Genomic DNA, 25,780 nt, shown 5'->3' on the forward strand with positions numbered 1-25,780 from the left:
GGGCGCCCAGGAGAGGGCCGGGCCCGATGGACCCCCTGGCCATCGCCACGGAGGCCACCCGCAGCCTCCAGGGCATGTCCACGGAGCTCACCGCGCGCGTGCCGCAGCTGCTGGAGGCGATGCGCTCGGTCGGCACCGGCCTGGAGCTGCACACGACCCTCGACCGCATCGCCCGGACCGCCGCCGAGCTCGCCGACGCCCGCTACGCCGCCATCGGCATCATCGACTCCACCGGCGAGGGGCTGGCCGACTTCATCACGTACGGGGTGACCAAGGAGCAGCACGAGCGCATCGGCGCGCTGCCCGACGGCCACCACGGGCTGCTGGGCGCGCTCATCCACCAGCCCGCGCCCGTGATGCTCACCGACCTGTCCTCCGACCCGCGCTCGGCCGGGTTCCCGCCCGGTCACCCGCCGATGCGGACCTTCCTGGGCGTGCCCATCCGCGTCGGGGCCGAGATCTTCGGCAACCTCTACCTCACCGAGAAGCTCGGCGGCCGCGAGTTCAGCCTGGCCGACCTGAACATGGTGAAGATCCTCGCCACGGAGGCCGGCATCGCGATCGGCAACGCGCGCGTGCACGAAGAAGAGCGCCAGCGGATGCGCTGGATCGACGGCTCCGTGGCCGTCACGACGGCCCTGTTGTCGCGCGGTGACGCCGAGGACGCCCTGTCCGTCGTGGCCGAGCAGGCCCGCCGCCTCGCGGACTCCGCCGCCGGCATCGTGCTGCTGCCGGACGACGACGGCGGGCTGGAGATGGTGGCCGTCTCGGCCGACGACCCCGCCGGCCTGCTGGGGACGGTGATGCCGGCGCACAGCCCGGTCGTCGCGGACCTGCTGGCCGGGGAGCCGGTCTTCGTCGACGACTCCGCCACCGACCCGCGCATGATCACGGGAGTGGCCCCGCGCTTCGGGCCGAGCATGCTGCTGCCGCTCAAGAGCGGCGACCGCGTGCTGGGGACGCTCGCGACGCCGCGGGCGCGCGGCGCCCGCAAGTTCACACCCGCCGAGCGCACGCTCGCCGCCCAGTTCGCCGCCCAGGCCGCCCTCGCGCTCGTGATGGCCGAGGCGCAGCGCGACCGCGAGCGGCTGGCCGTCTTCGAGGACCGCGACCGGATCGCCCGCGACCTGCACGACCTGGTCATCCAGCGGCTGTTCGCCACCGGGCTGATGCTGGAGAGCGCGCAGCGCAACGCCGTCGTGCCCGACGTGAAGCTCAAGGTCGGCCAGGCCGTCGACGAGCTGGACGTGACGATCCAGGAGATCCGTACGGCTATCTTCGCGCTGCAGCAGGGGCCCGCCGAGGCGCCCGCGGGGCTGCGTACGCGCGTCCTGCGCGAGCTGGGCACGGCCGCCGTGCCGCTGGGCTTCCAGCCCTCCGCGAGCTTCGTCGGCCCCGTCGACGCGAAGGTCGGGGAGCTCACCGGCAAGAACCTCATCGCGGCGCTGCGGGAGGCGCTCTCGAACGCCTTCCGGCACGCCCGGGCGTCGCGCATGGAGGTGGTCGTCGACGCCACGGTCGTCCTCCCGGACGGCAGGCCCGCGGTGCGGCTGACCGTCGCGGACGACGGGGTCGGCATCCCGGAGGGCGGCCGCCGCAGCGGCCTGAAGAACCTCGCCAAGCGCGCCGAGTCGCTGGGCGGCTCCAGCTCGTACGGGCCCGGGCTCGGGGAGGACGGGGGCGGCACCAAGGTGGTGTGGGAGGCACCTCTTTAGACGAGGGCCTCACCTCGGATCGCCCGGGCGGCCGCAGGTGTTCCTCCGAACGGACCTCAGCGGGCGCGCCCGGGCAGGACACGCGACAAGATCGCGTCCATGCGACGCCTGTACCGCCCGATACGCGGACCGCGCCTGCTGCCGAGGGCCGGCGCCGTGGTCGTCTCCGTCATGTGCGTGCTGTGCGCCGTGTGCGCACTGGGCTTCCCGTCACTCCCGTCACTCCCCTCCGCCCCTCCCGAGACGGTCCGCGCGCCGGACCGTGCGACACGGGTCACCTCCGAGGTGCTCCGGCTGGCGCAGGAGAAGGAAGAGACGCGGAGGCAGTACGAGAAGGCGCTGCGCGCGGCAAAGGAGGAGAGGGAGCGGGCCCGGGAGATAGACCGTCTGCTGGAGGGCCGGAGGGTCGTCTCGGACACGCTGCGGGAGGACGTGGGGTCGGCCGCCCGCGAGCAGTACCGCACCGGCGGCTTCACCGCCGTCCCTCCGGATGAATCGGCTGCCGAGGATCCCCTCGAGCTGATGGCCGTGCAGGTGCCCGACGCCCGCCGCCGGGCGCGCCTCGCACGGATGGTGGACGAGGACGACCGCAAGAGCCGGAGGCTGGTCGCCGAGGGAGAGGAGCTCGCCCTCTCCCGGCCCGGGCTCGACAAGGACAGCGAGCGGCTGCGTGAGCAGGTGCGCACGCTCGAGGCCCGCCTGGTGGCGGCCCGGAGAGATCTCAACACCATGGCGGAGGCGGCGGTCGACAACGGCCGCTGCGTCCCGCTCCGACGCGCCGTCGCCGGCGGCGGGGGAACGGGTGCGGACCAGGCTGCGGCACAGGCGCCCGCGCGCTGGACGCGTCCGGTCACCTCGTACCAGCTGACCGCGGGCTTCGGGGGAGTCGGCGCCAACTGGGCGAGCACGCACAGCGGTCAGGACTTCGCGGTGCCCTCCGGCACTCCGGTGCGGTCGATCGGCGCCGGGACGGTGGTCGCGTCCGGGTGCGGAGGGGCGTTCGGCATCAGCCTCGTCGTGCAGCACGACGACGGCTGGTACTCGCAGTACGCGCACCTCGCGGCGACGTTCGTGACGCCCGGGCAGCAGGTGAGCGCCGGACAGTGGATCGGACTGTCCGGGACCACCGGCAACTCCACCGGACCGCACCTGCACTTCGAGATCCGCACATCGCCCGAGTTCGGGTCGGCGGTCGACCCGGTGCCCTGGCTGAACGCCCGTGGCGTGCGGCTGTAGGCGTACGCCACGGGCGTGCGGACTGCAGGCGTGCGGACCGCTAGGCCGAACGCCGGGCGGGGTCCGCGCCGGTGCCGGTGCCGGCGCCGGTGCCGGCGCGGAGGATCTGCTCGATGACGGCCGCGACGCCGTCCTCGGTGTTGGCGACGGTGTGGCGCGTGGTGACCGCCAGCACCTCCGGGTGGGCGTTGGCCATCGCGTACGCGGTGCCGGCCCAGTCGAGCATCTCCAGGTCGTTGGGCATGTCGCCGAAGGCCACGACCTCCTCCGGGGCGATGCCGCGCTCGGCGCAGCACCGGGCCAGGGTGCTGGCCTTGCTGACGCCCGGCCCGCTGATCTCCAGCAGGGCGGTGGGGCTGGACCGGGTGAAGGATCCGTGCGCGCCGGCGGCCTCGCGGGCGATGGCGAGGAATTCGTCCGGGGCCAGGTCGGGGTGGCTGGCCAGCAGCTTGAGGATCGGCTCGGTGTACCCGCTGTCCTCGGCCAGCAGCTTCTCCGCGGGGGCGACGACCGCTCCCGGGTCGAGGAAGAACGGCGGGTACTCGGGCTCGTAGTGGATGCCGGCGGTGCGCTCGACGGCGAACGAGGAGCCCGGGGCAGCGGCGCGCACGGCGTGCACGACGGCGAGGGCGTCGGCGCGCTCCAGCGGGCGGACCTCGACGAAGCGGGCGCCGTCGCGCAGGTCGACGACGGCGGCGCCGTTGGCGCATATCGCCAGGCCGTGGCCCTGCACGTGATCGCTGACCACGTCCATCCAGCGGGCCGGGCGCCCGGTGACGAAGAAGACCTCGATGCCCGCCGCTTCGGCCGCGGCGAGCGCCGCCACGGTGCGCTCGGAGACCGTCTTGTCGTCCCGCAGGAGCGTGCCGTCCAGGTCGGTGGCGATCAGCCGGGGCATGGCGGCGGGCCGCTGCGCGGCGGGGGTCTCGGGCTGCTCGGTAGCTGAAGTCACGGGTTCCATTCTGGGCCACGGGCATATGCGACGCACAGGTGTACGTAAGGCCGCGTATGCCTTCAAGCCGGTGTGCCCGTCGTCACCCCGGGCATGCCGGTCCCACCGCTTAGGCTCGGTGACATGCGACTGAGCACCGTGATCCTTCCCGACCGCCGCTGGTCCGAGGGCGGCCGGGCCGCCTGGCAGCGAGCCGAGGAGCTGGGCTTCCACGCCGCCTACACCTACGACCACCTGTCGTGGCGGACCTTCCGCGACGGGCCGTGGTTCGGCGCGATCCCCACGCTGACCGCCGCCGCCACCGCCACTTCCCGGATACGCCTGGGCACGCTCGTCACCTCCCCGAACTTCCGGCACCCCGTCACGCTGGCCAAGGAGCTCATCTCCCTGGACGACATCTCGGGCGGCCGCATCACGCTCGGCATCGGCGCCGGGGGCTCCGGCTTCGACGCCACGGCGCTGCTGAAGGACGGCCAGGAGCCGTGGACGCCGCGGGAGCGGGCCGACCGCTTCGGCGAGTTCGTGCCGCTGCTGGACCGCCTTCTCACGGAGGGCGTCGTCACGCACGAGGGCGAGCACTACTCCGCCTTCGAGGTGCGCAACATCCCCGGCTGCGTCCAGGGCCCCCGGCTGCCCTTCGCGGTCGCGGCCACGGGCCCGCGCGGTCTGCGGCTCGCCGCCCGTCACGGGCAGGCGTGGGTGACCACGGGCGACCCGAAGCTCTCCGAGACCGGCACGCCCGAGCAGTCCCGGGCGGCGATCGCGGGCCAGATCGAGAGGCTGGGCGCAGCCTGTGCCGAGCTGGGCCGGGACGTTTCGGAGCTCGGCAGGACCATGCTGACGGGCTTCAGCCCGGACCGGCCGCTGGACTCCCTGGACGCCTTCGTCGACTTCGCAGGCTCGCACGCGGAGCTCGGCATCGACGAGATCGTGGTGCACTGGCCCGTCGCGGACTCGGTCTTCGCGGCGGACGTCGCCGTCTTCGAGAAGATCGCGACCGACGGGCTCGCACAGCTCTCGCGCTGACCCGGTTCGCCGGGATTCCGGCACGGAGGGTGGGGAGGGAGAATCGGGGCATAGGCACCTACGGGGGGCGCGTTCCACAGAGAGCCGGCCTGGGAGGTTCCCCATGCACTCCTCGCACTCCTCGCGCTCCTCGTCGAGCACCCGGTTCGCCCCCGACCGGGGGCTCACGGCCCGCATGGTGGGCACGATGTTCTTCATCGGGCTGCTCTACGTGGTCTTCGTGGGCGTGCTGCTGGCGCTCCTGCGGGGAGCCTGGCCGGTCATCCTGCTCCTCGCGGGCGGCCTGTTCGTCGCGCAGTTCTGGTTCAGCGACCGGATAGCCGCCTTCAGCATGGGGGCGCGCGAGGTCACCCCCGAGCAGGCGCCCGAGCTGCACGGCGCCGTCGACCGCCTGTGCGCGCTCGCGGACATGCCGAAGCCGCGCGTGGCGATCGCCGACAGCGATGTGCCCAACGCCTTCGCCACCGGGCGCAACCGGAAGAACTCGCTGGTCTGCGCCACCACCGGGCTGCTGCGCAGGCTGGAGCCGGAGGAACTGGAGGGCGTCCTCGCCCACGAGCTCTCCCACGTCGCCCACCGCGACGTCGCCGTCATGACGATCGCTTCCTTCCTGGGCGTCCTGGCCGGGGTCATCACCCGCGTCGGCCTGTGGGGCGGCTTCCGCCGCGTGGGCGAGCGCGACAGCAACGCGGCCGTCCTGGTCGTGCTGATCCCGCTGATCAGCGCCGTCGTCTACGCGATCAGCTTCCTGCTCACCCGCCTGCTGTCGCGCTACCGGGAACTGTCGGCCGACCGCGCAGGCGCCCTGCTGACCGGCCGGCCCTCCGCCCTGGCCGCCGCCCTGACCAAGGTCACCGGTGAGATGGCCCGGATCCCCACCCGCGACCTGCGGCAGGCCGAGCCCTTCAACGCCTTCTACTTCGCGCCCGCCTTCTCCAAGGAGAGCTTCGGGCGCCTGCTCTCCTCCCATCCGACGCTGGAACAGCGGCTGGATCAGCTCGGCCGGATCTCGGCCCGGCTCGGTCGCGCCTGACAGCCCGACCGCCGCCCCCGCCCGGAAGGAGCGTGTGCCCGTGGGCTTCCTGGACGCCATCCTCGGCCGCAGCAAGCCGGTCCGCCCCGACCTCGACCAGCTCTTCGCCCTGCCCTCCGCCGCGGTCACCCTCCAGGCGGGCGCGGGGTTCGCCCCGACCGGGCTGGGCTCGGTCTGCTTCGCGAGCGTGGAGGGCGGGGCCTTCGTACAGCTGCAGCAGGACGTACGGGCCCTGCTGGACGCCGACACAGAGCGCGGCGGAGTGCCCGTGGAGTTCAGCAGGGACGCGTACGGCTACACCTGGCTGCTCGCACGGCAGCCGCCGGAGGACACGGCCGCGCTGGTCAACGACCTGCACGCGGTGAACACGCTGCTCCAGGACGGCGGGTTCGGGCCGCAGCTGCTCTGCTCCCTGATGGGCTTCCGCGACGCCGGAGGGCGCTCGCTGGCCCTGGTCTACCTCTACAAGCGCGGCACGTTCTATCCCTTCGCGCCGGTGGCGGGGGCGCAGGACAAGCGGGACAACGGCCTGGAACTGCAGGTGCGGGCGCTGCTGGCGGACGACCTGCGGGTCGAGGAGGACCTGGCACGCTGGTTCCCCGTGTGGGGCGCGCCCGGCCTGTGAGCGGGACGGGCCCGCCCCCGGGCGGCCGGGGACGGGCGGTCGGCGTCCCCGACCCGGGGCGAGGGTTCAGCCGGGGAAGAGCAGGAACTCGGCCGGTACGCGCTCGACCAGCCACACGCCGTTCTCGCTGACGCGGAAGACGTGCCCCGCACGGTGCATCCCCTGGGCGTCCACGGTCAGCACGACCGCCTTGCCGCGCCGGGCGCCCACGCGCGTCGCGGTCTCGCGGTCGGGGGACAGGTGGACGGCGTGCCGGGCCATGGGGAGCAGCCCCTCGGCCCGGATCGCGGCGACCGAGCGCGACACCGTGCCGTGGAAGAGCACGGCCGGCGGTTCGGTGGCCGGCAGGCCGAGCTCTACGGGCACGGAGTGACCCTGGTTGGCCCGGATGCGGTCGCCGTCGAGCGCGTAGCGCTGCTTGTCGCTGGCGGAGACGACCTCTTCCAGCTCGGCCCGGCTGAAGGGGAAGCCGTGCGCCGCGCTCGCCGCCAGCAGGGCGTCCACGGGCGTCCACCCCTGGGCGTCCAGGGTGATGCCGATCCGGTCCGGCTCGTGCCGCAGGTGTTTGGCCAGGTACTTCGAGATGCGCGTCGCGCGCTGGGAGTTCATCACCGCCTCCGGGCCTTGCCGAGCTCCTCGGCGGCCCAGCGGGCCCATTCCTCGCGCATGGCGGCGAAGCGCAGACCGTACTCGAGCGCCAGCCGGCCGTTCGCGGACAGCGCGTCGTCTCCCCAGTCGACATTGCGCTCGACTTCCTCCAGCGCCTGGTGGAGGCCCGCGGCCCGCTCGGCCTCGCCCATGAGGTAGGCAGTGGCTTCCACGGGCGTGAGGTGGTTGAGGAAGAAGACCCGCAGGAGGGCTTCGCTGCGGCGGCCCGTGCTGGGCGGGGTCTCGGTGAGCCAGTGGTGCAGCTCGGCGCGGCCCTCGTCCGTGATCGCGTACTCCTTGCGGCCGCGCGGGCCCTCCGCCGCGACCTCCAGCATGCCGGCCTTCGTGAGCTTGCCCAGCTCGCTGTAGACCTGGCTCTGGGTCGCGGGCCAGGCGTTGTTCAGCGAGGTCTCGAACCGCTTCATGAGGTCGTACCCGCTGGCGGGCTGGTCGGCCAGCAGGCCCAGCATCGCGTGTCTCAGGCTCATGCCTCCCACTCTACCTTCCACTGTTGACATGTCGAGTGAGGAGCTTCTATCTTTGACATGTCACAATTGGAATGTCGGCGGGAAGGCCGGCCCGGCCTCCCCGAGGAGACTTCGGTGAACTATGTGCGTGGCTTCATTCCGTGGATCGCCTTCGCGGTCGTCTCCTCCGCCGGCTGGCAATGGGGCGCGGTGGCCGGGCTCGTCGCCGGGGCCGGCCTGCTGGTCAAGGAGCGCAAGGCCGGAGCCGCGGGGAATTCGCTGATCCTGGAGGTCAGTACGGTCTGCTTCTTCGTCGCGCTCGCCGTCCTGGCCTTCGCCCTCCCGCACAGCGGGCTGCGGCACTTCGGCGGTGCCCTGTCCCTGGGATGGCTCGCGCTCACCGCCTGGGCCACGCTGGCCGCCGGCCGTCCGTTCACGACGGGCATCGCCAAGACGCAGGCGCCGCCCGAGGTGTGGGACACCCCGGTCTTCCGCCGCATCAATGTCGTGATCACGTCCGCCTGGGCCCTCGCCTTCACCGTGACGGCCGTCGCGCTGGCCGCCGTGAGCGCCGCCGGACTCGGCAACGCGATATCCGTCCCGGTCCAGGTCGCGGGCTTCGCCCTGCCCGCCGTCTTCACCGCCCGCTACCCCGAGCGCGCCCGCGCCCGCTACGCCCCGGCAGCCCGGTAGACCCCCTCGGCAACTGGCTCGCGGACCGCTGAAGCGGATCAACGTCCCGGTCACGGGCCTGATCACCGGCCTGATCACCGGCCTGTCGCCGGCGTCTATTCGTCCTCCGGGCGGGTGACCAGCGCGTCCATGGTGCGGGCCCGGACCTCGCGCTCCGCGGCAGCGGCGATGAAAGCGGCGACGTTCCCCGGCCCCACGAGAGCCGCCACGGCCCGGACGGTCTCCTCGGGGAGCCTGACGTCTCCCCGGGCGGACACCGGTGAGCCGGCAGCGGTCGCAGCGACGCTCGCCGTACCGCCGGCCGGCCCGGCCGCGCTGCCTGTGGACCCTCCGGCGGGGCCGGCCGCGTCGCCGTCCCCGCCGGCGGTGCCCATGGCGGCCTCGCCGTCCAGGTGGTCGCGGAGGTAGCGCGTGGCCATGGCGCGCATGGCGCGGGCCAGTTCGGCGTCGACCGTCTGCTGGGCCAGGGGGCGCAGGCGGCGCACCAGTGCGGCGGCCTCGGCGGCCTCCTCGTCGGTGGGCGCGTGGTCCAGGTACTGCCGGAAGACGTATTCGGTGGTGAAGTCCAGGAACCGGCCCGCTATGTGCTCGACCCTCGTGCGCAGTTCGCGCAGGTGGCCGGTGATGGCGGGCAGGGGCACCCCCGCGGCGTGGAGCTCGGCGGCGACGGCCAGCTCCTGCGGGCTCGGAACGAGGAACTCCTCGGGCGAGCCCGGTACGCGCACGAGGACGCCGAGCTGCACCGCATCCTCCACGGCGGCGTCGTCGGGGACGCCGCCGAAGCGGGCGTCGAGCTCCGCGCGGGTGATCCGGCCCGTCTCCTCGTCCGTCCACGGCCCGTCCACCTCGGCGACCAGCCCGAGGACCCCGCCCAGGCCGCGGCCGGTGTCCCAGGCGTCCAGCAGCTCTTTGATGCTGGCCAGGGTGTAGCCCCGGTCGAGGAGCCCCGCGACCTGGTGCAGCCGCGCCAGGTGCGCGTCCCGGTAGACGTTGGCGCGCCCGCGCCGCTCCGGCTTGGGCAGCAGCCCGCGGTCCTGGTAGGCGCGGATCGTGCGGACCGTGGCGCCGCTGCGGTGGGCGAGGTCCTCGATGCGGTATTCGTGGGGCCGCTCGGGTCGCCCGGGATGCTCGGACAAGTGGGTCGCTCCTTACGAGAGGGCCGCGCGGCCTATCGCGCCCGCCGCGGTCCGTGCCGCGGGTGAGGTCGCCAGATAGTCAACGGCCCTGCGCAGCGACCCCTCCTTCGAGGGATGGTACGACCGCCGGAGGTAGCGGGGCACCGCCGAGCCCAGCTCGCGCCAGCCCGGCAGCAGGCCCTTCGCCACGGCCCGGTTGTGCGCGCGCAGCGAATAGCGCATCCGTCCCACGAGCCGGGGGTCGTTGCGTATCAGGAACCGGGCGCCGTAGCCCCACAGGTAGAACAGCACGGGCGCCGTCACGGCCATGCCCAGGGCGCGGCGGGCGTAGCGCCCGGGGGCGTCCCCGCCGCAGTGCTCGTACATGTCGAAGGCGACCGCGCGGTGTTCGACCTCCTCGGCGCCGTGCCAGCGCAGCAGGTCCAGCATCACCGGGTCGGGCATGGCCCGGTCGAGGCCCTCGGCCTCCAGCACCCAGTTGCCCAGCACGGCCGTGAACTGCTCGATGGCGGCGATCAGCGAGAGCCGGAAGCGCAGCCACTCCGGTGCCGTCACCGGCAGGCCGAACGGCGGCCGCTCACCGAGCAGGACGTCGAAGAGGTAGTCGACGTGGCGGGTGTACGCGCTGGTGTCCAGACCCTGTGCGGCGAGGTGGCCGAGCACGTACGCGTGCTGCACGCTGTGCGTGGCCTCCTGGCCCATGAACCCCTTGACGTCCTTGAGCAGTGCCGGGTCCCCGACCAGCGGGAGGGCCTCCTTGAACACCTTGACGAACCACCGCTCCCCGGCGGGCAGCAGCAGGTGCAGGACGTTGATGACGTGGGTGGCGGTGGGCTCGTCGGGTATCCAGTGCAGGGGTGTCGTGTCCCACTGGAAGGAGACGCGGCGGGGGGCTATCGTGTGCCCGCCCGCGTGGCCGTCGGTCATTTCCGCTCCTCCGCCGTCCGCTACAGCGGCGGCTCGATCCGGGCGAGGGCCCGCTGCACCCACGGTGCGAAGCGGGACATGAAGTGGAGGCCGTGGGCCTCGGGGGTGACCGGCACGACCGCCTGGTTGCGGACCACCGCTCGCAGGACGGCCTCGGCGACCTTCTCCGGCGGGTAGTTGCGGCGGCCGTAGGCCCGGCTCGCCTTGGTGCGCATGCGCCGCTGCTCCTCTTCGGAGACCCCGGCGAAGCGCGTGGCGCTGGTGATGGGGGTGTTGACGATGCCGGGGCAGATGGCGGAGACGCCGATGCCCTGCCCGGCCAGCTCGGCGCGCAGGCACTCGCTCAGCATCAGCACCGCCGCCTTGGACGTGCTGTAGGCGGGAAGGGCCCTGGAGGGCTGGAAGGCCGCGGCCGAGGCCGTGTTGACGATGTGGCCGCCCTGGCCGCGCTCGGCCATCTGCTTGCCGAAGAGGCGGCAGCCGTGGATGACGCCCCACAGGTTGACGTCGAGCACCTTGCGCCAGTCCTCGGCCGAGGTGTCCATGAAGGATCCGGCGAGCCCGATTCCGGCGTTGTTGACCAGCACGTCCACCACGCCGTACTCGGCGGCGACCTTCGCGGCGAGCTTCTCCATCGCCGCTTCGTCCGAGACGTCGGCGCACTCGCCCCAGGCACCGGGGGAGCCGATCAGCCGGGCCATGTCGGCCGTACGGGCCGCGCCCTCCGGGTCCCGGTCGACGGCGACGACCCGGGCGCCCGCCTCGGCGAACGCGAACGCGGTGGCCCGGCCGATGCCGCTGGCCGCCCCCGTGACCAGCACCAGCCGTCCGGCGAACCAGCGGGCGTACGGGCCGGCGGGCCCGGTCTCCGCCGCCCGCCCGCCCTCTTGCCGGGACAGCGCGAACTCGGCGATCCACGCCGCCACTTGATCGGGCCGGGTGCGCGGCACCCAGTGCTTGGCGGCCAGATTGCGCCGCACCAGCCCGGGGGCCCACTGCTCCAGGTCGTCGTAGACCCGCTCGGAGAGATAGGCGTCACCGGTGGGGGTGATCAACTGCACGGGCGCGTGGGCGTAGGCGTCGGTGCGCGGGCGGCGCAGGCGGGCGCGGATGTTGTCCCGGTAGAGCCAGGCGCCGTGGGCGGCGTCCGACGGCAGGGAGGGCGTCGGATAGCCCGAGGCCGGGAGCTTCTCCAAGCGCGCCATCAGCTTGGGCCACTGCTTGCCCAGCGGGCCGCGCCAGGCGGCCTCCGGCAGCCCGGGGGTGTGCAGCGCGTACACGTACCAGGACCGGGCGCTCTGGCCGAGCATCTGGCTCACCCGTCGCGGCGTGGGCCGTGCCGCGCGCTTGCGGAACCACATCGCGAGGTGGTCGAGGGAGGGGCCGGAGATGGAGGTGAAGGAGGCGATGCGCCCCTCGGTGCGGGCGACGGTGGCGAACTCCCACGCCTGCACCGACCCCCAGTCGTGCCCGACCAGGTGCACCGGGGCGTCCGGGCTCACCGCATCCGCGACGGCCAGGAAGTCGTCCGTGAGCTTCTCCAGGGTGAAGCCCCCGCGCAGCGGCTTCGGCGCGGTGGAGCGGCCGTGGCCGCGCACGTCGTACAGCACGACGTGGAAGCGGTCGCGCAGCCGCTCGGCGACCTCGGACCAGACCTCCTTGCTGTCCGGATAGCCGTGCACGAGCACCATCGTGGGCAGCGAGGCGTCGCCCAGCTCCGCCACGCACAGCTCGACCCCGCCCGTACGGATCCGGCGCTCCCGTGCGCCCTCGAGTCCCGCGCCGTTGCCGGCGTTCTCGCTCATGCGGCCCTCTCCTCCTGCGTGCGCCGCACGTGCGGCAGGTCGTCGTCCAGCCAGAACGCGCTCTCCTCGGGATCCCGGGAGTCGGTGACCACCAGGAGCTCCTCGAACTTCGCGCCCGTCCCCCGGAAGCCGAGGTGGGGCTCGACCGCCCACAGGCCCGGCCGGGGAGGGTGGTCGGAGAACCGGTGCGGGCTCCACAGCGGGGACCAGCCCTCCCGGTGCCCGCGGAGCGCGTCGGAAGCGAGCCCCTTGAGCGCCTGCGTGCCGAACCCGAACACATGCGGCGACCACCGGCGCTCCCTGACCCGCCCCACCTTGTGCGCGATCACCCCGAACGGATAGGCGCGGTGCCGGTTGGCGTAGCCCTGGCGGACCATGAGCCGGTCCACGTCCTCGTATATCCCGCGCAGGGGGCGGCGCTCGCGCACCTCGCGCAGGACGAGCTCCCGGTGCTCCGCGAGATCGTCCATCAGGCGGTCGTGCAGCGGGTTCGGGCCCAGACAGCCGGAGTAGCCGATGTCGGCCGTGAAGCCGCGGTGGACCGGGGCCATGTCGAGGATGAAGGGCATCCCCGGCTCCAGCCGCCGGTCGGTCGGGAAGAACTGCAGGGGCACCCGGAAGCCCGCGAACGCCGTGCGGTCCCCGAACCAGGCGAAGGGCAGGTGGAACCAGTCCCGCACGCCGCGCCGGTGCAGCCACTCCCGCTGCATCCGGGCCGCCTCCCGCTCGGTGACGCCCGGCCCGAGCTGTGCGGCCACCGCCTCCGCGCAGTCGTAGGCCAGCCGCTGGACTTCCCTGAAGCCCCGCAACCCGCTGCCGAGTTGCCGAGGCACTGCTGAGGTCATGGCCATTCGTCCGTCCCGTGAGCCGACTCCGGTACGCGTCCGTAACGTGACACGGACGAATGTGACAATGACCGGCGGCTGCGTCAAGAGTCGTGCACGGCCTGTGGAAAACCTCTTCGCCGCCCCGCACCCTCCGCCGGCCCCGCACCGGGCCCCGCACCCGGCCCACCCCTCCCTGCGGACCGTTCCCCTACGGGCACGTCAGACCCGAGGACTACACGGAACCAGCCGTCTGGTCTGACGCCTGGTGTGGTACGCGCCACTACCTTCGAAGGTGTGACTGTGATCGCTACCGAAAGCCTCAGCAAGCGGTTCCCCCGGGTGACCGCTCTTGACCGGCTGTCCGTCGACATCACGCCGGGCGTGACCGGCCTGGTGGGCGCCAACGGAGCCGGCAAGTCCACGCTGATCAAGATCCTGCTCGGGCTGTCCCCCGCCACCGAGGGCCGCGCCAGCGTGCTCGGACTCGACATCGCGACCGAGGGCGCCGCCATCCGCGAGCGGGTCGGGTACATGCCCGAGCACGACTGCCTGCCGCCCGACGTGTCGGCCACCGAGTTCGTCGTCCACATGGCGCGGATGTCGGGCCTGCCCGTCACCGCGGCCCGCGAGCGCACCGCCGACACGCTGCGCCACGTGGGACTGTACGAGGAGCGCTACCGCCCCATGGGCGGCTACTCGACGGGCATGAAGCAGCGGGTCAAGCTGGCCCAGGCCCTCGTCCACGACCCCCAGCTGGTCTTCCTGGACGAGCCCACCAACGGCCTGGACCCCGTGGGCCGCGACGAGATGCTCGGCCTGATCCGCCGCATCCACACCGACTTCGGCATCTCGGTGCTGGTCACCTCACACCTGCTGGGCGAGCTGGAGCGCACCTGCGACCACGTCGTCGTCATCGACGGCGGCAAGCTGCTGCGCTCCTCCTCCACCAGCGACTTCACCCAGGCCACGGCCTCCCTCGCGGTCGAGGTCACCGACTCCGACACCCACCCGGACGGCACGGCGGCCCTCGCCGCCGCGCTCGCCGCGGCCGGCCTCGCCGTCCAGCCCGTCGGCCAGGCCGGGGAGTTCGCGGCGGCCGGGTCCGGCCACGTCCTCCTCGTGGACGTCACCGGCGACGACACCTACGACACCGTGCGCGACGCGGTCGCCGATCTCGGCCTCGGCCTCATCCGCATGGAGCAGCGCCGCCACCGCATCGCGGAGGTCTTCCAGAGCGCACACGAAAGGGGCAGCACCGATGCCGCCTGAGACCGCCTCCGCGCCCGCGCAGGACGTCATCCACAACATCGGCTACCGCAACTACTCCGGTGCCCGCCTCGGCCGCTCCTACGCCCGCCGCTCGCTCTTCTCGCAGAGCCTGCGCGGCGCGTACGGCCTGGGCCGGTCGGCGAAGTCCAAGGTGCTGCCGATGATCCTGTTCGGCGTGATGTGCCTGCCCGCCGCCATCATGGTGGCCGTCACGGTCGCCACCAAGCTCAACAAGCTGCCGGTGGAGTACACGCGCTACGCGATCATCATGCAGGTCGTCATCGGCCTCTACGTCGCGGCACAGGCCCCGCAGTCCGTCTCGCGCGACCTGCGCTTCCGGACCGTGCCCCTGTACTTCTCGCGCCCCATCGAACGCGTCGACTACGTGACCGCGAAGTTCGCCGCGATGTTCTCCGCCCTGTTCATCCTCACTGCGACGCCCCTGCTGATCCTCTACGTCGGCGCCCTGCTCGCCAAGCTCGACTTCGCGGACCAGACGAAGGGGTTCGCCCAAGGACTGGTCTCCGTGGCACTGCTCTCCCTGCTCTTCGCCGGCATCGGCCTGGTGGTCGCCGCGCTCACCCCGCGCCGCGGCTTCGGCGTCGCCGCCGTCATCGCCGTCCTGACCATCTCCTACGGGGTGGTGAGCACCGTCCAGAACATCGCCCTGCAGCGCGACAACACCGACGCGATCGGCTGGATGGGCCTGTTCTCGCCCATCACCCTCATCGACGGCGTGCAGACGGCGTTCCTCTCCGCGACCTCCGCCTTCCCCGACGGCCACGGGCCGAGCACCGCGGCGGGCTTCGTCTACCTGCTCGTCCTCGCCGCCCTGATCGCCGGCTCCTACGGGGTGCTGATGAGCCGCTACCGAAAGGTCGGGCTGTGACCTCGATCCGCATCGACAACGTCTCCCGGTGGTTCGGCAACGTCGTCGCCGTCAACGACGTCTCCATGACCGTCGGCCCCGGCGTCACCGGCCTCCTCGGCCCCAACGGCGCCGGGAAGTCCACCCTCATCAACATGATGGGCGGCTTCCTCGCCCCCTCCACCGGCACCGTCACCCTCGACGGCGCACCCATCTGGCGCAACGAGCAGATCTACCGCCACATCGGCATCGTCCCCGAGCGCGAGGCGATGTACGACTTCCTCACCGGCCTGGAGTTCGTCCGCGCCAACGCCGAACTGCACGGACTGGGCGCCTCCGAGGCGCAGCGGGCGCTCGCCACCGTCGAGATGGAGTACGCCCAGGACCGCGCGATCAGCACGTACAGCAAGGGCATGCGGCAGCGCGTGAAGATGGCCTCCGCGCTCGTCCACGACCCCTCCGTACTGCTGCTGGACGAGCCCTTCAACGGCATGGACCCGCGCCAGCGCATGCAGCTGATGGAGCTCCTGCGCAGGATGGGCGCCGAGGGCCGCACCGTGCTCTTCTCCTCGCACATCCTGGAGGAGGTCGAGCAGCTGGCCACCCACATCGAGGTCGTCGTCGCGGGCCGGCACGCCGCCTCCGGCGACTTCCGCAAGATCCGCCGGCTGATGACCGACCGCCCGCACCGCTATCTCGTGCGCTCCAGCGACGACCGCGCGCTTGCCGCGGCCCTCATCGCCGACCCGTCGACGGCGGGCATCGAGGTGGACGTCCAGGAAGGCGCCCTGCGCATCCAGGCCGTCGACTTCGGGCGCTTCACCGCGCTGCTGCCCCGGGTCGCCCGGGAGCACGGCATCCGGCTCCTGACGGTCTCGCCCTCGGACGAGTCCCTGGAATCGGTCTTCTCGTACCTCGTCGCGGCCTGAAAGGAGCCCAGCGCCATGTACAACGCCACCGTCGCACGGCTCACCTACCGGGGCCTCCTGGGCCGCCGCCGTGCCTTCATCCTCTTCGGGCTGCCCGCCCTCCTGATCGGCGTCTCCGTCGTGGTCCGGGTCCTCGTCGGCGCCGACGACGGCACCGCGGGCAGCGTGCTGGGCGGCCTCGCGCTGGCCACCATGGTCCCGCTCATCGGCGTCGTCGCCGGGACCGGCGCGATCGGCCCGGAGATCGACGACGGCTCCGTGGTCTACCTGCTGTCCAAGCCGGTCAAGCGCCCCACGATCATCCTCACCAAGCTGATCGTCGCGATCGCCGTCACCGCCGTCTTCTCGGCCGTTCCCACGCTCATCGCCGGCTTCGTGCTCAACGGCAACAGCCAGCAGATCGCGGTCGCCTACGCCGTCGCCGCGGTCGTCGCCTCCATCGCCTACAGCGCGATGTTCCTGCTGCTGGGCACCCTCACCCGGCACGCCGTCGTGGCGGGCCTGGTCTACGCCCTGGTGTGGGAGTCGCTCTTCGGCAGCCTCGTCCCCGGCGCGCGCACCCTGAGCGTCCAGCAGTGGTCGCTCGCCCTCGCCCAGCGCATCGGGGCGGAGGGCGCCGTCTCCTCGGACGTGGGCCTGCCGCTGGCGCTGTCCCTGCTCGCCGGCGTGACGGTGGCGGCGACGTGGTTCGCGGGCCAGAAGCTGCGCTCCCTGACGCTCGCCGGGGAGGAGTGAGCCTCATCCCCCTGAGGCTCACTCCGCCGGCACCCGAGCCTCAATCCCGTACGGCATGACGCTGCAGCGCCCGGGCGATCTCCACCTGCTCGGGCGCGAGTGCGTCCTCGCCGTCCTCGACGTCCCACAGGGCGTTCTGCAGCACCCTGCCCAGCGTCCAGCGCGCCGCCCGCCGCCGGTCCAGCCCCAGGACGTCGGTCATCAGGTCGAAGCGGCGCAGCACCGCCCGCCGTACGTCACCGGTCGCGGTGATGTCGTCCCACCGGTCGTGCAGGGCGGGCAGCAGTTCGAAGCCGGCGTCGCCCACGAGCGGCTTGGGGTCGATGGCGAGCCACGGCTCGCGCGCGGAGCCCGGCACGGGGGCGAGGACGTTGGCGTAGTGGAGGTCCCAGTGCAGCAGCAGGCCGCCCGGCTCGCCGACGACCTCCCGGACGGCCTCGGCGCACATCTCGACCAGCCGGCGCTCCGAGGGGTCGCGCAGCTCCGGCAGCGCCGTGGGGACGTCCTTCAGCATCGCCCCGGCGACGTCCCCGAGGGAGCGCAGCCCGGCGGGCGCGGGAGCCTTCAGGAGCCGCCCCAGCAGTTCGGCGAGCGTCTGCAGTGAGGCTTCGGCATCCGGTATGGACAAGAGTGAACGATGGGCGTCCAACCGTTCCAGCAGCATCGTGCCGGTCGCGGCGTCGTGGTCGAGGAGTGCGACCGCCCCGTCACCGTTCCAGGCACCCAGGGCGGCCGGCTCCCCGGCGCTCTCGTCGGTGACCGGCTGGAGCTTGAGCGCCGCCGGGGTGCCGTCCTCCCGCAGCACGGGCAGGACGAGGGCGACCATGCCGTGCGAGGCCGGCCCGTCGATCCGCAGGCCCCAGCGGTTGAGGAAGCGGGCCGCGAGCTCCGGCAGGGCGGCGACCCAGGAGCGGCCGGCCTCCCCGTCGAAATCCTCGTGGAACCCGGCGAGTTCCGCCGGGACGGTGATGTGGTGAGCGGCGTGCATGGGCGACGGTCTCCTCACGACGGGTGGGGAGGCCCCGGAGGGCCTCCTGTCCACCCAACGTCTCAGATCTTCCGATCGCGCCCGGCGCCCATGGCGAGAAGCAGCAGTGCCGCGCAGGCGACGAGCAGCAGGGAGACGGGAAGCGTCCAGCTGTCGGTCGCCTGGTGGACCGCACCGATCGCGAACGGGCCGACGGAGGCGAGCAGGTAACCCCACGTCTGCGCCATGCCCGACAGGCGGGACGCGGTGTGGGCGTCGCGCGTGCGCAGCACCATCAGCGTCAGGGCGAGGCCGAGGAGACCGCCCTGGGCGACGCCCATCAGCGTCGCCCAGACCCACGCGCCCGCCACGGGAGCGGTCAGCAGGCCGGTGACCCCGGCGGCCATGAGGACGACGACCCCGGCGCCCAGCAGGCGCTGGTCGCGCATCCGGCCGGCGACCATGGGCACGACGAACGAACCGGCCATCTGCACCAGCGTGTAGAAGGCGTAGACCATGCCGGCCTCGTTCTTGCTCATGCCCCCGTCGGTGAACACCGTGGGCATCCAGGCGATGCACACGTAGGCGATCAGCGACTGGGTGCCCATCATCAGCGTGACCTGCCAGGCGATGGGCGACCGGGTCAGCTTCGGCCCGCTCTGCGCCGTCTGCACGGGCGTGGCGGCCGCACTGCCGTGCCGGGTGCCGCGCCGTGCGAGGACGGCCTGCGGGACCCACACGACGGCCGCCACGGCCGCGAGCAGCGACCAGGAGGCCAGGGAGCCCTGCCAGCCGCCCAGGGCGTTCTCCAGGGGCACGGACAGGGCGGCCGAACCGGTGGCGCCGAGGATCAGCGTGGTCGAGTACAGGGCGGTCATGCTCGCGGCCCGGTCGGGGAAGTCCCGCTTCACCAGGCCGGGCATCAGCACGTTGAGGAGGGCGATCGCCGTGCCGACGAGCGCGCAGCCGACGAAGAGGGCGACGACCGGGGGCGCGATGCGCAGCAGGATGCCGCCGCACAGCAGCAGGAGGGCACCGCACAGGACGGTCTCCGTGCCCCAGCGCCGGGCGAGCTTCGGGGCGACGATCGAGCCCAGGCCCATGAAGACCAGCGGGATGGTGGTGACGAGGCTGCTCGCCGCGGCCGCCAGGTGGAAGTGGTCACCGATCTCGCCGATGAGGGGCGAGACGCCGGCGAGCGCGGCCCGCATGTTGAGCGAGGCGAGGACGATGCCGGTCATGACGAGCGCGGGGTGGGCGCGCAGGGTGCGGCGCGCGGCGGCCACCGGGGGCGTGGGGGCCGTGTTCTCTTCCGCGTCTATCAGGGGGTCGAGTGTGTCCGGCCTCGTTTCCGACATGGGGGTGCCTTTCCAGGGACGTGCGGTGGGGTAGCGAGGGGTGGTGCGGGTCAGCTCTCGGCGAGGAGGCTCTCCACGGCCTGTTTCGGGCGCTCCAGGAGGGCCCGGGCGGCCCGCGCGGCGGCCTCGGGGTCGCCGGAGGCGATGGCGTCCATGAGGGCGTGGTGGTCGCCGTGGATGATGCGCGGCATGTCGCGGTCGCCGAGCGCGGTGACCAGCGCCTCGCGCACGGAGCTGCTGAACCAGGCGTAGGTCGCGGTCAGGGCGCTGTTGTGCGCGGCCTCCACGACGGCGCGGTGGAACTCGACGTCGTGGTCGGCGTAGAGCTCCAGGTTGCCGGAGTCGGGCTGGCCCTCGGGGTCCTCGAACGCCGTCTGGGCGTCCAGGGCGGCCTTCATCCGGGCGAGGTCGGCGGCCTCGTGGCGCACGGCCGCGAGACGCGCGGCCTCGGCCTCCAGCGCGATGCGCAGCTCCAGTACGTCACGCACCCCGGCGCGCTGCACGCCGCGCATGATCTCGGCCGGGTCGGCCATGGAGACCACGAACGTGCCTTCGCCCTGCCGCGAGCGCAGCATTCCGGCGTGCACGAGGACGCGGACGGCCTCGCGGACCGTGTTGCGGCCGACCTGGAGCTGCTCGGCGAGCGCGTGCTCGGTCGGGATGCGGCTGCCGATCTTCCACTCGCCGGCCGCGACCTGGGCGCGCAACTGATCCACGACGGTGTCCACGAGGGACTGCCGTCCCGCTGCCCGCAGTGCCATTCGTCCTCCGGTCCCGGCCTCGGCCGCACATGATTCACCCGATTGCCCAGTCATCCTACAACTGCGCGCACGAGGCGCCCAGGGTGCCGGACGGCTACCGTCGAAAGGTGCGTGGACGGAAAGGGCGCCGCGGCTCCGGCACGCCCGGCCGGTGGCCGGCCGTCGCCGCCCGCGCCGCTTCCCTGGCCCGCTCCGGGATCCGTTCCTGGATCCGCTCCTCGCCGGGGACGCACATATGGCTGCTCGTCATCGGCATCACCAGCCTCGTCATCGCCGCTGCGAGCCAGGACCTGGAGACGTTCCTGCTGCACCGCACCAGCAGCAACATCCAGCAGCTCACCGAGCACCCGTGGCAGTCGCTGCTGATCAGCGGGTTCTGGATCGAGAACCCCTCGTCGTTCCTGCTCTACGCCGCGCTCTTCGAGGCGCTGCACGCGAACGTGGAGCGCTGGACCGGCACCGCCCGGTGGCTCTTCACCGTCGGCTTCGCGCACATCGCGGCGACGCTCATCAGCCAGGAGATCGTGCTGATGTCGATAGAGGACCACTCGCTGCCGCGGTCGATGAGGAGAGTCGTCGACATAGGCGTCTCGTACGGGCTCGCGGCCTCCGCCGGGATCCTCACCTACCGGATGCCGCGGCCGTGGCGGTGGCTCTACCTCGCCGGAGTGGTGCTCTTCTTCGGCATCCCGCCGGCCACGGGCGGCACTTTCACCGACGTGGGGCACGCGATAGCCGCAGCCATCGGGCTGGGCTTCCGGCAGTTCACGCACGGCCGCCCGGCATGGGACTTCGCGCGCGTGCCCGAAGCCCTGCGCCGGGCGGCCGCGGCCGTCAGGCCGGGCCCGGTCAGCCGAAGAGACGCTCCAGGACCGTAGCGATCCCGTCGTCCTCGTTCGACCCGGTGACCTCGTCGGCGACGGCCCGCAGCTCCGGATGGGCGTTGGCCATGGCCACGCCGTGGGCCGCCCAGCCGAACATCGGTATGTCGTTGGGCATGTCGCCGAAGGCGATCGTGTCGGCAGGCTTCATCCCGAGCCGGCGCGCGGCCAGGGACAGACCGGTGGCCTTGCTCAGCCCCAGCGGCAGCAGCTCGACGATGCCCGCGCCCGCCATCGTCACGCCGACCAGGTCGCCCGCCGCCGCCCGCGCGGCCTCGGCCAGGGCGTCGTCGCCGAGCTCCGGGTGCTGCAGGTAGAGCTTGTTGAGCGGCTCGGCCAGGAGCTCGTCCCGGTCGTGGGCCGGGACGGCCGGCAGGGGGCCTTCCTGGATGCGGTAGCCGGGGGTGACGAGCACCTCGCCGTCGAGGCCGTCGCGGCCCGCGGCGAGGTGCAGCGGGCCGGTCTCGGCCTCGATCTTGGCGATGGCCAGACCGGCGAGCCGCCGGTCCAGCGTCACCGACGTCAGCAGCCGGTGCTCGCCCGCGTGGTAGACCTGCGCGCCCTGCCCACACACCGCCAGGCCCTGGTAGTCCAGCTCCTGAAGGATGTGGCGCGTCCACGGGACGGCCCGGCCGGTCACGACGATGTGCGCGGCACCCGCCTCCGTGGCCAGCTTCAGGGCGGACCGGGTGCGCTCCGAGACGGTCTCGTCGGAGCGCAGCAGGGTGCCGTCGAGGTCGGTTGCGACGAGACGGTAGGGCAGCGGGGAGGCGGGGCCGTCACTCACTTGGCGACGGGCTCCAGCACCTCGCGCCCGCCCAGGTACGGACGGAGCACCTCGGGCACGCGCACCGAGCCGTCGGCCTGCTGGTGGTTCTCCAGCAGCGCCACGATCGTGCGCGGCACCGCGCACAGCGTGCCGTTGAGGGTGGCCAGCGGCTTGACGGCCTTGCCGTCGCGCAGGCGGATGGACAGCCGCCGCGACTGGAACTCGTTGCAGTTGGAAGTCGAGGTCAGCTCGCGGTACTTGCCCTGGGTCGGGATCCACGCCTCGCAGTCGAACTTGCGCGAGGCGGACGCGCCCAGGTCACCCGTGGCGACGTCGATCACCTGGTAGGGCAGCTCGAGGCTGTTCAGCCACTGCTTCTCCCACTCCAGCAGGCGCGCGTGCTCGGCCTCGGCGTCCTCCGGCGCGACGTACGAGAACATCTCGACCTTGTCGAACTGGTGGACGCGGAAGATGCCGCGGGTGTCCTTGCCGTACGTGCCGGCCTCGCGGCGGAAGCACGGCGAGAAGCCGGCGTAGCGCAGCGGGAGCTGCGAGGCCTCGACGATCTCGTCCATGTGGTACGCCGCGAGCGGCACCTCGGACGTGCCCACCAGGTAGAAGTCGTCCTTCTCCAGGTGGTAGACGTCCTGCGCGGCCTGGCCGAGGAAGCCCGTGCCCTCCATGGCGCGCGGCTTGACCAGGGCGGGCGTCAGCATCGGGGTGAAGCCGGCCGCCGTGGCCTGGGCGATGGCGGCGTTGACGAGCGCGAGCTCCAGCAGGGCGCCGACGCCCGTCAGGTAGTAGAAGCGCGAGCCGGAGACCTTGGCACCGCGCTCGACGTCGATCGCGCCGAGCAGCTGGCCGAGCTCCAGGTGGTCCTTGGGTTCGAAGCCCTCGGCGGCGAAGTCGCGCGGGGCGCCGACGGTGTCCAGGACGACGAAGTCGTCCTCGCCGCCGCGCGGCACGTCGGGGTGGACCAGATTGCCGATCTGCAGCAGCAGGCGCTGCGCCTCGGCGGCGGCCTCGTCCTGCTCGGCGTCGGCGGCCTTGACGGCGGCGGACAGCTCGCCGGCCTTCTTCAGCAGCGCGGCCTTCTCGTCGCCGGCGGCCTTGGGGATGAGCTTGCCGAGCGCCTTCTGCTCGGAGCGGAGTTCGTCGAAGCGGACGCTGGACGACCTGCGCCGTTCGTCGGCGGAGAGCAGTGCGTCGACGACGTCGACATCCTCTCCACGGGCGCGCTGGGAGGCGCGCACACGGTCGGGGTCCTCACGAAGCAGGCGAAGGTCAATCACCCCTCCAGGCTACCGTTGCGGACGCGATCACTCGACGGCATATTCCTCTTGGTGGTGTTTTGCCCCATTTTGGACACTTGGAAAAGGCTGTGAATAATCAGAGCCGCGGGTGATCGGGAAGGTGCTGAAAAGTCGTCGGAGCGGACGGCCGGGGAATGGCCGCGCTTTTGCCGAAAAGGGGGCATAGCGGTGGCCCGAGCGGCCGATCCGCTTGCGGACGGCGGGAGTTGGGCCGCTCCTTGTCCACAGGAAGGCGCCCCTCCGCTTTCTTTGTCCACAGGCTGTGCGTGAAATCTGTGGACGCCGGAATCGAACGTTCCGTCCGCTTCTGTCCTGCGCCGTGTATTCCTTGGTCAAACCTCGCTTGGCCACTCATTCGGGTGGTATTGCCTCGCTCCAAAGGGTTATTCGCAGACATTCCGCTGACGAGTGTGCTGCGGGCAGCCCGATCGGGCGAACCTAGGTGCTGTGGATGACGGTCCAATGGCTAGAGCGATTTGTCGACCTTGACCGATTCCCGGAGCGGTGCAGGAGCCTCGATCTGTCGACTTATCCCCAGGTCGAGAACCCCCTGTGGATAACTCTGGGGATGTCCGCGCCGACGGCTACCGTCGAGACGTGGACACCAACGACTCCCGCTTACGCGCGGCCGGCCCGGGTGCGGCCGGCTCAGGCCCGGCCGTCCTGGCAGCGCACCAGCCAGTCCGCCGCCGTCACGAACTCCTCGTCCGACGTGCCGTAGCGCGCCGGGCCCACCTCCGCCGGATCCACGCCCGCCCGGGGATACGAGCCGAGGAAGCGCACCTGCGGGCAGATCCGCTTCAGCCCCATCAGCGCCTCGCCCACGCGCCGGTCGGTGATGTGCCCCTCCGCGTCGATCGCGAAGCAGTAGTTGCCGATGCCCTCGCCCGTCGGGCGGGACTGGATGAGCATCAGGTTCACCCCGCGCGTCGCGAACTCCTGCAGCAGCTCCAGCAGGGCGCCGGGGTGGTCGTCGCGCAGCCACACCACGACGGAGGTCTTGTCCGCGCCCGTCCGCGCCGCGGGCCGCGCCGGGCGGCCCACGAGCACGAACCGGGTCTGCGCGTTCTGCGCGTCGTGGATGTCGGTGACCAGCGGCTCCAGCCCGTACGTGGCCGCCGCGAACTCCCCGGCGAAGGCGGCGTCGAAGCGCCCCTCCTGCACCAGGCGCGCACCGTCCGCGTTGGAGGCCGCCGACTCCCAGAGCGCGTCCGGCAGATGCGCGGCGAGCCACTTGCGCACCTGCGGCTGCGCCACGGGGTGGCCGGTCACCGTCTTGATGTCCGCCAGCCCGGTCCCCGGGCGCACGAGCAGCGCGAAGGTGATCTGCAGCAGCACCTCGCGATAGATCATCAGCGGGGCGCCGGTGGCGAGCTGGTCGAGCGTCGCGGTGACGCCGCCCTCCACCGAGTTCTCGATGGGCACGAGCGCGGCCGCCGCCTCGCCGTTCCGCACGGCGTCCAGCGCCGCCGGCACGGACACCATCGGCACCAGCTCCCGCGTCGCCGCCTCCGGCAGCGTCCGCAGCGCGGCCTCGGTGAACGTGCCCTCGGGGCCGAGATAGGTGTAGCGGCTGGCCGACATCACGCTGGCTCCTCGATCGTCTGGGGGCTCGCCACGATACCGAGCGCCCCTGTGGCGGGCCCCGCGCGCTGAGCGCCGGCCCGGTCCGTCCCCTCCGGCGAGGAGCGCGGCCGGGCCCCGCGGCCCTCAGTCTTCCGGCCCCTAGCCTTCCAGCAGCCGCTGCCCCACGTACTCGCCCGGCGCACAGCCGCCCGGCACCGCGTAGAGGCCGCTCGACTCGTGCCGCAGGAAGCGGGAGAGGCCGTCACCGCGGTCCAGCTTCCGCTGCACCGGCACGAAACCCTTCAGCGGGTCCGCCTGCCAGGCGACGAACAGCAGGCCCGCATCCGGAGCCCCGTCATCGAGGAAGCCGTCATGGTAGGAGAACGCCCGCCGCAGCATCGTCGCGCCCCGGTTGGACGCCGGCGACGCGACGCGGATGTGCGCATCGCCCGCGATCGCCAGCGACCCGTCCTCGCGGAACTTGTTGAGGTCCACGGGCGTCGTCTCCGTGCCGCCGGACAGCGGTGCCCCGTCCGACTTGCGGCGGCCGATCACCTTCTCCTGGCGCTCCAGGGAGAGGTTGTCCCAGCTGTCGAGGAGCATGCGGATGCGCCGCACCACCGCGTACGAGCCGCCCGCCATCCAGGCGTCCGCGCCGCCGCGGTCCTCCGGCACGTAGACGTGGCCCGCGAAGCGGGGGTCCGACGGCTTGGGGTTGTTGGTGCCGTCGACCTGGCCCATCAGGTTCCGGGCGGTCATCGGCTGCGCCGTGGCCCCCGGCGTCCGGTTGAAGCCGTTCATCTGCCAGCGCAGCCGCGCCGCGCTCCCGGCCTGCTGCTGGAGCAGCCGCAGCGCGTGGAAGGCGACGAGCGCGTCGTCGGCGCCGATCTGCACCCACAGGTCGCCTTCGCTGCGCTTGGGGTCGAGCGCGTCGGCGGTGAAGGCGGGCAGCGGCTCCAGGGCGGCGGGCCGCTTCGCGGCGAGCCCGGTCCGGTCGAAGAACGTCCGGCCGAAGCCGAAGGTGACGGTCAGCGAGCAGGGGCCCGCGTCGAGCGCGACCCCGGAGTCGTCGCCCTTGGGAGTCCGCCCGGCCATGAGGTCGGCAGCGGTCGCCGACCACCGCCGCAGCAGCGCGGCCGCGGCCTTGCGGTCGGCGCCCGGCGCGAGGTCGAAGGCGGCCATGTGGCCGCACGTCTGCGCGGGATCGGCGATCCCGGCCTGGTGGGCGCCGTGGAAGGGTCTGCTCGCGGAGCCGACGCCGTTCAGCGGGGCCG

25 protein-coding genes are annotated in these 25,780 nt (G+C 72.7%); 11 read left to right on the forward strand and 14 right to left on the reverse strand.

Annotation, left to right across the window (positions count from 1 at the left end; genetic code table 11):
* Positions 1-26: 26 nt before the first annotated feature.
* Both V7793_RS08645 and V7793_RS08650 read left to right on the forward strand, forming a co-directional pair.
* The gene (locus tag V7793_RS08645; RefSeq protein ID WP_336003949.1) at positions 27-1,715 is read left to right on the forward strand and encodes a sensor histidine kinase; all 1,689 of its coding nucleotides are present in this window, start codon (positions 27-29) and stop codon (positions 1,713-1,715) included.
* Positions 1,716-1,814: 99 nt separating this feature from the next.
* Positions 1,815-2,951 carry a M23 family metallopeptidase gene (locus V7793_RS08650; protein ID WP_336003895.1) on the forward strand — a complete coding sequence of 379 codons (1,137 nt, stop codon included), beginning with the start codon at positions 1,815-1,817 and terminating at the stop codon, positions 2,949-2,951.
* Positions 2,952-2,991: 40 nt separating this feature from the next.
* Here the strand turns inward: V7793_RS08650 and V7793_RS08655 are convergent, their stop codons facing one another.
* The gene (locus V7793_RS08655; protein ID WP_336003896.1) at positions 2,992-3,912 is read right to left on the reverse strand and encodes a Cof-type HAD-IIB family hydrolase; all 921 of its coding nucleotides are present in this window, start codon (positions 3,910-3,912) and stop codon (positions 2,992-2,994) included.
* A gap of 114 nt (positions 3,913-4,026) precedes the next feature.
* On the opposite strand from V7793_RS08655, the gene V7793_RS08660 reads away from it, so the two are divergent.
* The 3 genes from V7793_RS08660 (at position 4,027) to pspAB (ending at position 6,587) form a co-directional block, all read left to right on the forward strand.
* Complete coding sequence (locus tag V7793_RS08660; RefSeq protein WP_336003898.1) at positions 4,027-4,929, forward strand: LLM class flavin-dependent oxidoreductase; 903 nt, start codon at positions 4,027-4,029, stop codon at positions 4,927-4,929.
* 103 nt (positions 4,930-5,032) lie between these two features.
* The gene (gene htpX, locus V7793_RS08665) at positions 5,033-5,962 is read left to right on the forward strand and encodes a zinc metalloprotease HtpX (protein ID WP_336003900.1); all 930 of its coding nucleotides are present in this window, start codon (positions 5,033-5,035) and stop codon (positions 5,960-5,962) included.
* A 40-nt stretch (positions 5,963-6,002) separates the two neighbouring features.
* Positions 6,003-6,587: a PspA-associated protein PspAB gene (gene pspAB, locus V7793_RS08670; protein WP_336003902.1), complete on the forward strand. Its 585-nt coding sequence runs from the start codon at positions 6,003-6,005 to the stop codon at positions 6,585-6,587.
* A 66-nt stretch (positions 6,588-6,653) separates the two neighbouring features.
* Here pspAB and V7793_RS08675 read toward each other — a convergent pair whose 3' ends face one another.
* Positions 6,654-7,196, reverse strand: a complete 543-nt coding sequence (locus tag V7793_RS08675; RefSeq protein WP_336003905.1) for an RNA 2'-phosphotransferase — start codon at positions 7,194-7,196, stop codon at positions 6,654-6,656.
* Positions 7,196-7,723, reverse strand: a complete 528-nt coding sequence (locus tag V7793_RS08680) for a PadR family transcriptional regulator (RefSeq protein WP_336003907.1) — start codon at positions 7,721-7,723, stop codon at positions 7,196-7,198. Before V7793_RS08680 ends, V7793_RS08675 begins: the two co-directional genes overlap by 1 nt.
* 114 nt (positions 7,724-7,837) lie before the next feature.
* Between V7793_RS08680 and V7793_RS08685 the strand changes: the two genes are divergently transcribed.
* Positions 7,838-8,395 carry a hypothetical protein gene (locus V7793_RS08685; protein WP_336003910.1) on the forward strand — a complete coding sequence of 186 codons (558 nt, stop codon included), beginning with the start codon at positions 7,838-7,840 and terminating at the stop codon, positions 8,393-8,395.
* Positions 8,396-8,490: 95 nt separating this feature from the next.
* Here the strand turns inward: V7793_RS08685 and V7793_RS08690 are convergent, their stop codons facing one another.
* Genes V7793_RS08690 through V7793_RS08705 form a run of 4 tightly spaced genes read right to left on the reverse strand, consistent with a single transcriptional unit; the run spans position 8,491 to position 13,108 of the window.
* On the reverse strand, positions 8,491-9,531 hold the full coding sequence (locus V7793_RS08690) for a MerR family transcriptional regulator (protein WP_336003913.1): 1,041 nt from the start codon (positions 9,529-9,531) through the stop codon (positions 8,491-8,493).
* Positions 9,532-9,543: 12 nt separating this feature from the next.
* Complete coding sequence (locus V7793_RS08695) at positions 9,544-10,458, reverse strand: metal-dependent hydrolase (RefSeq protein WP_336003916.1); 915 nt, start codon at positions 10,456-10,458, stop codon at positions 9,544-9,546.
* Positions 10,459-10,478: 20 nt separating this feature from the next.
* A complete protein-coding gene (locus V7793_RS08700; RefSeq protein ID WP_336003919.1) occupies positions 10,479-12,263 on the reverse strand; it encodes an SDR family oxidoreductase in 1,785 nt (594 codons plus the stop codon).
* Positions 12,260-13,108, reverse strand: coding sequence for a M24 family metallopeptidase (locus V7793_RS08705; RefSeq protein ID WP_336003921.1), 849 nt, complete (start codon positions 13,106-13,108; stop codon positions 12,260-12,262). The genes V7793_RS08700 and V7793_RS08705 overlap by 4 nt, the downstream gene beginning before the upstream one ends.
* A gap of 276 nt (positions 13,109-13,384) precedes the next feature.
* On the opposite strand from V7793_RS08705, the gene V7793_RS08710 reads away from it, so the two are divergent.
* Genes V7793_RS08710 through V7793_RS08725 form a run of 4 tightly spaced genes read left to right on the forward strand, consistent with a single transcriptional unit; the run spans position 13,385 to position 16,891 of the window.
* Positions 13,385-14,359, forward strand: a complete 975-nt coding sequence (locus V7793_RS08710) for an ABC transporter ATP-binding protein (protein ID WP_336003923.1) — start codon at positions 13,385-13,387, stop codon at positions 14,357-14,359.
* Positions 14,349-15,248: an ABC transporter permease subunit gene (locus V7793_RS08715; protein ID WP_336003925.1), complete on the forward strand. Its 900-nt coding sequence runs from the start codon at positions 14,349-14,351 to the stop codon at positions 15,246-15,248. Before V7793_RS08710 ends, V7793_RS08715 begins: the two co-directional genes overlap by 11 nt.
* Positions 15,245-16,156 carry an ABC transporter ATP-binding protein gene (locus tag V7793_RS08720; RefSeq protein ID WP_336003927.1) on the forward strand — a complete coding sequence of 304 codons (912 nt, stop codon included), beginning with the start codon at positions 15,245-15,247 and terminating at the stop codon, positions 16,154-16,156. The genes V7793_RS08715 and V7793_RS08720 overlap by 4 nt, the downstream gene beginning before the upstream one ends.
* Positions 16,157-16,171: 15 nt before the next feature.
* Positions 16,172-16,891, forward strand: a complete 720-nt coding sequence (locus tag V7793_RS08725) for an ABC transporter permease (protein WP_336003928.1) — start codon at positions 16,172-16,174, stop codon at positions 16,889-16,891.
* Between the two features lie 40 nt (positions 16,892-16,931).
* Here V7793_RS08725 and V7793_RS08730 read toward each other — a convergent pair whose 3' ends face one another.
* The 3 genes from V7793_RS08730 to V7793_RS08740 all read right to left on the reverse strand — a co-directional run bounded on the left by V7793_RS08730 (position 16,932) and on the right by V7793_RS08740 (position 19,977).
* Positions 16,932-17,879 carry an aminoglycoside phosphotransferase family protein gene (locus V7793_RS08730; RefSeq protein ID WP_336003930.1) on the reverse strand — a complete coding sequence of 316 codons (948 nt, stop codon included), beginning with the start codon at positions 17,877-17,879 and terminating at the stop codon, positions 16,932-16,934.
* A gap of 62 nt (positions 17,880-17,941) precedes the next feature.
* The gene (locus V7793_RS08735) at positions 17,942-19,216 is read right to left on the reverse strand and encodes a CynX/NimT family MFS transporter (RefSeq protein ID WP_336003932.1); all 1,275 of its coding nucleotides are present in this window, start codon (positions 19,214-19,216) and stop codon (positions 17,942-17,944) included.
* A 50-nt stretch (positions 19,217-19,266) separates the two neighbouring features.
* Complete coding sequence (locus tag V7793_RS08740; protein ID WP_336003934.1) at positions 19,267-19,977, reverse strand: FadR/GntR family transcriptional regulator; 711 nt, start codon at positions 19,975-19,977, stop codon at positions 19,267-19,269.
* 182 nt (positions 19,978-20,159) lie between these two features.
* Between V7793_RS08740 and V7793_RS08745 the strand changes: the two genes are divergently transcribed.
* The gene (locus tag V7793_RS08745; protein WP_336003950.1) at positions 20,160-20,855 is read left to right on the forward strand and encodes a rhomboid-like protein; all 696 of its coding nucleotides are present in this window, start codon (positions 20,160-20,162) and stop codon (positions 20,853-20,855) included.
* Here the strand turns inward: V7793_RS08745 and V7793_RS08750 are convergent.
* From V7793_RS08750 to efeB, 4 genes are all read right to left on the reverse strand, one after another.
* The gene (locus tag V7793_RS08750) at positions 20,827-21,645 is read right to left on the reverse strand and encodes an HAD family hydrolase (RefSeq protein ID WP_336003936.1); all 819 of its coding nucleotides are present in this window, start codon (positions 21,643-21,645) and stop codon (positions 20,827-20,829) included. The genes V7793_RS08745 and V7793_RS08750 overlap by 29 nt on opposite strands.
* Complete coding sequence (gene serS, locus V7793_RS08755) at positions 21,642-22,919, reverse strand: serine--tRNA ligase (RefSeq protein ID WP_336003939.1); 1,278 nt, start codon at positions 22,917-22,919, stop codon at positions 21,642-21,644. The genes V7793_RS08750 and serS overlap by 4 nt, the downstream gene beginning before the upstream one ends.
* 669 nt (positions 22,920-23,588) lie before the next feature.
* Positions 23,589-24,524, reverse strand: a complete 936-nt coding sequence (gene pheA / locus V7793_RS08760) for a prephenate dehydratase (protein ID WP_058045387.1) — start codon at positions 24,522-24,524, stop codon at positions 23,589-23,591.
* Positions 24,525-24,665: 141 nt separating this feature from the next.
* Positions 24,666-25,780 (reverse strand): iron uptake transporter deferrochelatase/peroxidase subunit (gene efeB / locus V7793_RS08765; protein ID WP_336003943.1); only part of this gene is annotated, 1,115 nt, incomplete at its 5' end.

The sequence above is a fragment of the Streptomyces sp. KLMMK genome (assembly GCF_036961605.1).
GTDB lineage: Bacteria > Actinomycetota > Actinomycetes > Streptomycetales > Streptomycetaceae > Streptomyces > Streptomyces telluris.

What these genes read in the sequence shown, in the direction of transcription:
- V7793_RS08730 (WP_336003930.1), bottom strand. Translation starts at nt 17,879, where the DNA reads ATGCACGCCGCTCACCACATCACCGTCCCGGCGGAACTCGCCGGGTTC.
- pheA (WP_058045387.1), bottom strand. Translation starts at nt 24,524, where the DNA reads ATGTCGGCCAGCCGCTACACCTATCTCGGCCCCGAGGGCACGTTCACC.
- V7793_RS08740 (WP_336003934.1), bottom strand. Translation starts at nt 19,977, where the DNA reads ATGGCACTGCGGGCAGCGGGACGGCAGTCCCTCGTGGACACCGTCGTG.
- V7793_RS08645 (WP_336003949.1), top strand. Translation starts at nt 27, where the DNA reads ATGGACCCCCTGGCCATCGCCACGGAGGCCACCCGCAGCCTCCAGGGC.
- htpX (WP_336003900.1), top strand. Translation starts at nt 5,033, where the DNA reads ATGCACTCCTCGCACTCCTCGCGCTCCTCGTCGAGCACCCGGTTCGCC.
- V7793_RS08680 (WP_336003907.1), bottom strand. Translation starts at nt 7,723, where the DNA reads ATGAGCCTGAGACACGCGATGCTGGGCCTGCTGGCCGACCAGCCCGCC.
- V7793_RS08725 (WP_336003928.1), top strand. Translation starts at nt 16,172, where the DNA reads ATGTACAACGCCACCGTCGCACGGCTCACCTACCGGGGCCTCCTGGGC.
- V7793_RS08650 (WP_336003895.1), top strand. Translation starts at nt 1,815, where the DNA reads ATGCGACGCCTGTACCGCCCGATACGCGGACCGCGCCTGCTGCCGAGG.
- V7793_RS08655 (WP_336003896.1), bottom strand. Translation starts at nt 3,912, where the DNA reads ATGGAACCCGTGACTTCAGCTACCGAGCAGCCCGAGACCCCCGCCGCG.
- V7793_RS08705 (WP_336003921.1), bottom strand. Translation starts at nt 13,108, where the DNA reads ATGACCTCAGCAGTGCCTCGGCAACTCGGCAGCGGGTTGCGGGGCTTC.
- V7793_RS08675 (WP_336003905.1), bottom strand. Translation starts at nt 7,196, where the DNA reads ATGAACTCCCAGCGCGCGACGCGCATCTCGAAGTACCTGGCCAAACAC.
- V7793_RS08695 (WP_336003916.1), bottom strand. Translation starts at nt 10,458, where the DNA reads ATGACCGACGGCCACGCGGGCGGGCACACGATAGCCCCCCGCCGCGTC.
- V7793_RS08715 (WP_336003925.1), top strand. Translation starts at nt 14,349, where the DNA reads ATGCCGCCTGAGACCGCCTCCGCGCCCGCGCAGGACGTCATCCACAAC.
- V7793_RS08660 (WP_336003898.1), top strand. Translation starts at nt 4,027, where the DNA reads ATGCGACTGAGCACCGTGATCCTTCCCGACCGCCGCTGGTCCGAGGGC.
- V7793_RS08700 (WP_336003919.1), bottom strand. Translation starts at nt 12,263, where the DNA reads ATGAGCGAGAACGCCGGCAACGGCGCGGGACTCGAGGGCGCACGGGAG.
- V7793_RS08735 (WP_336003932.1), bottom strand. Translation starts at nt 19,216, where the DNA reads ATGTCGGAAACGAGGCCGGACACACTCGACCCCCTGATAGACGCGGAA.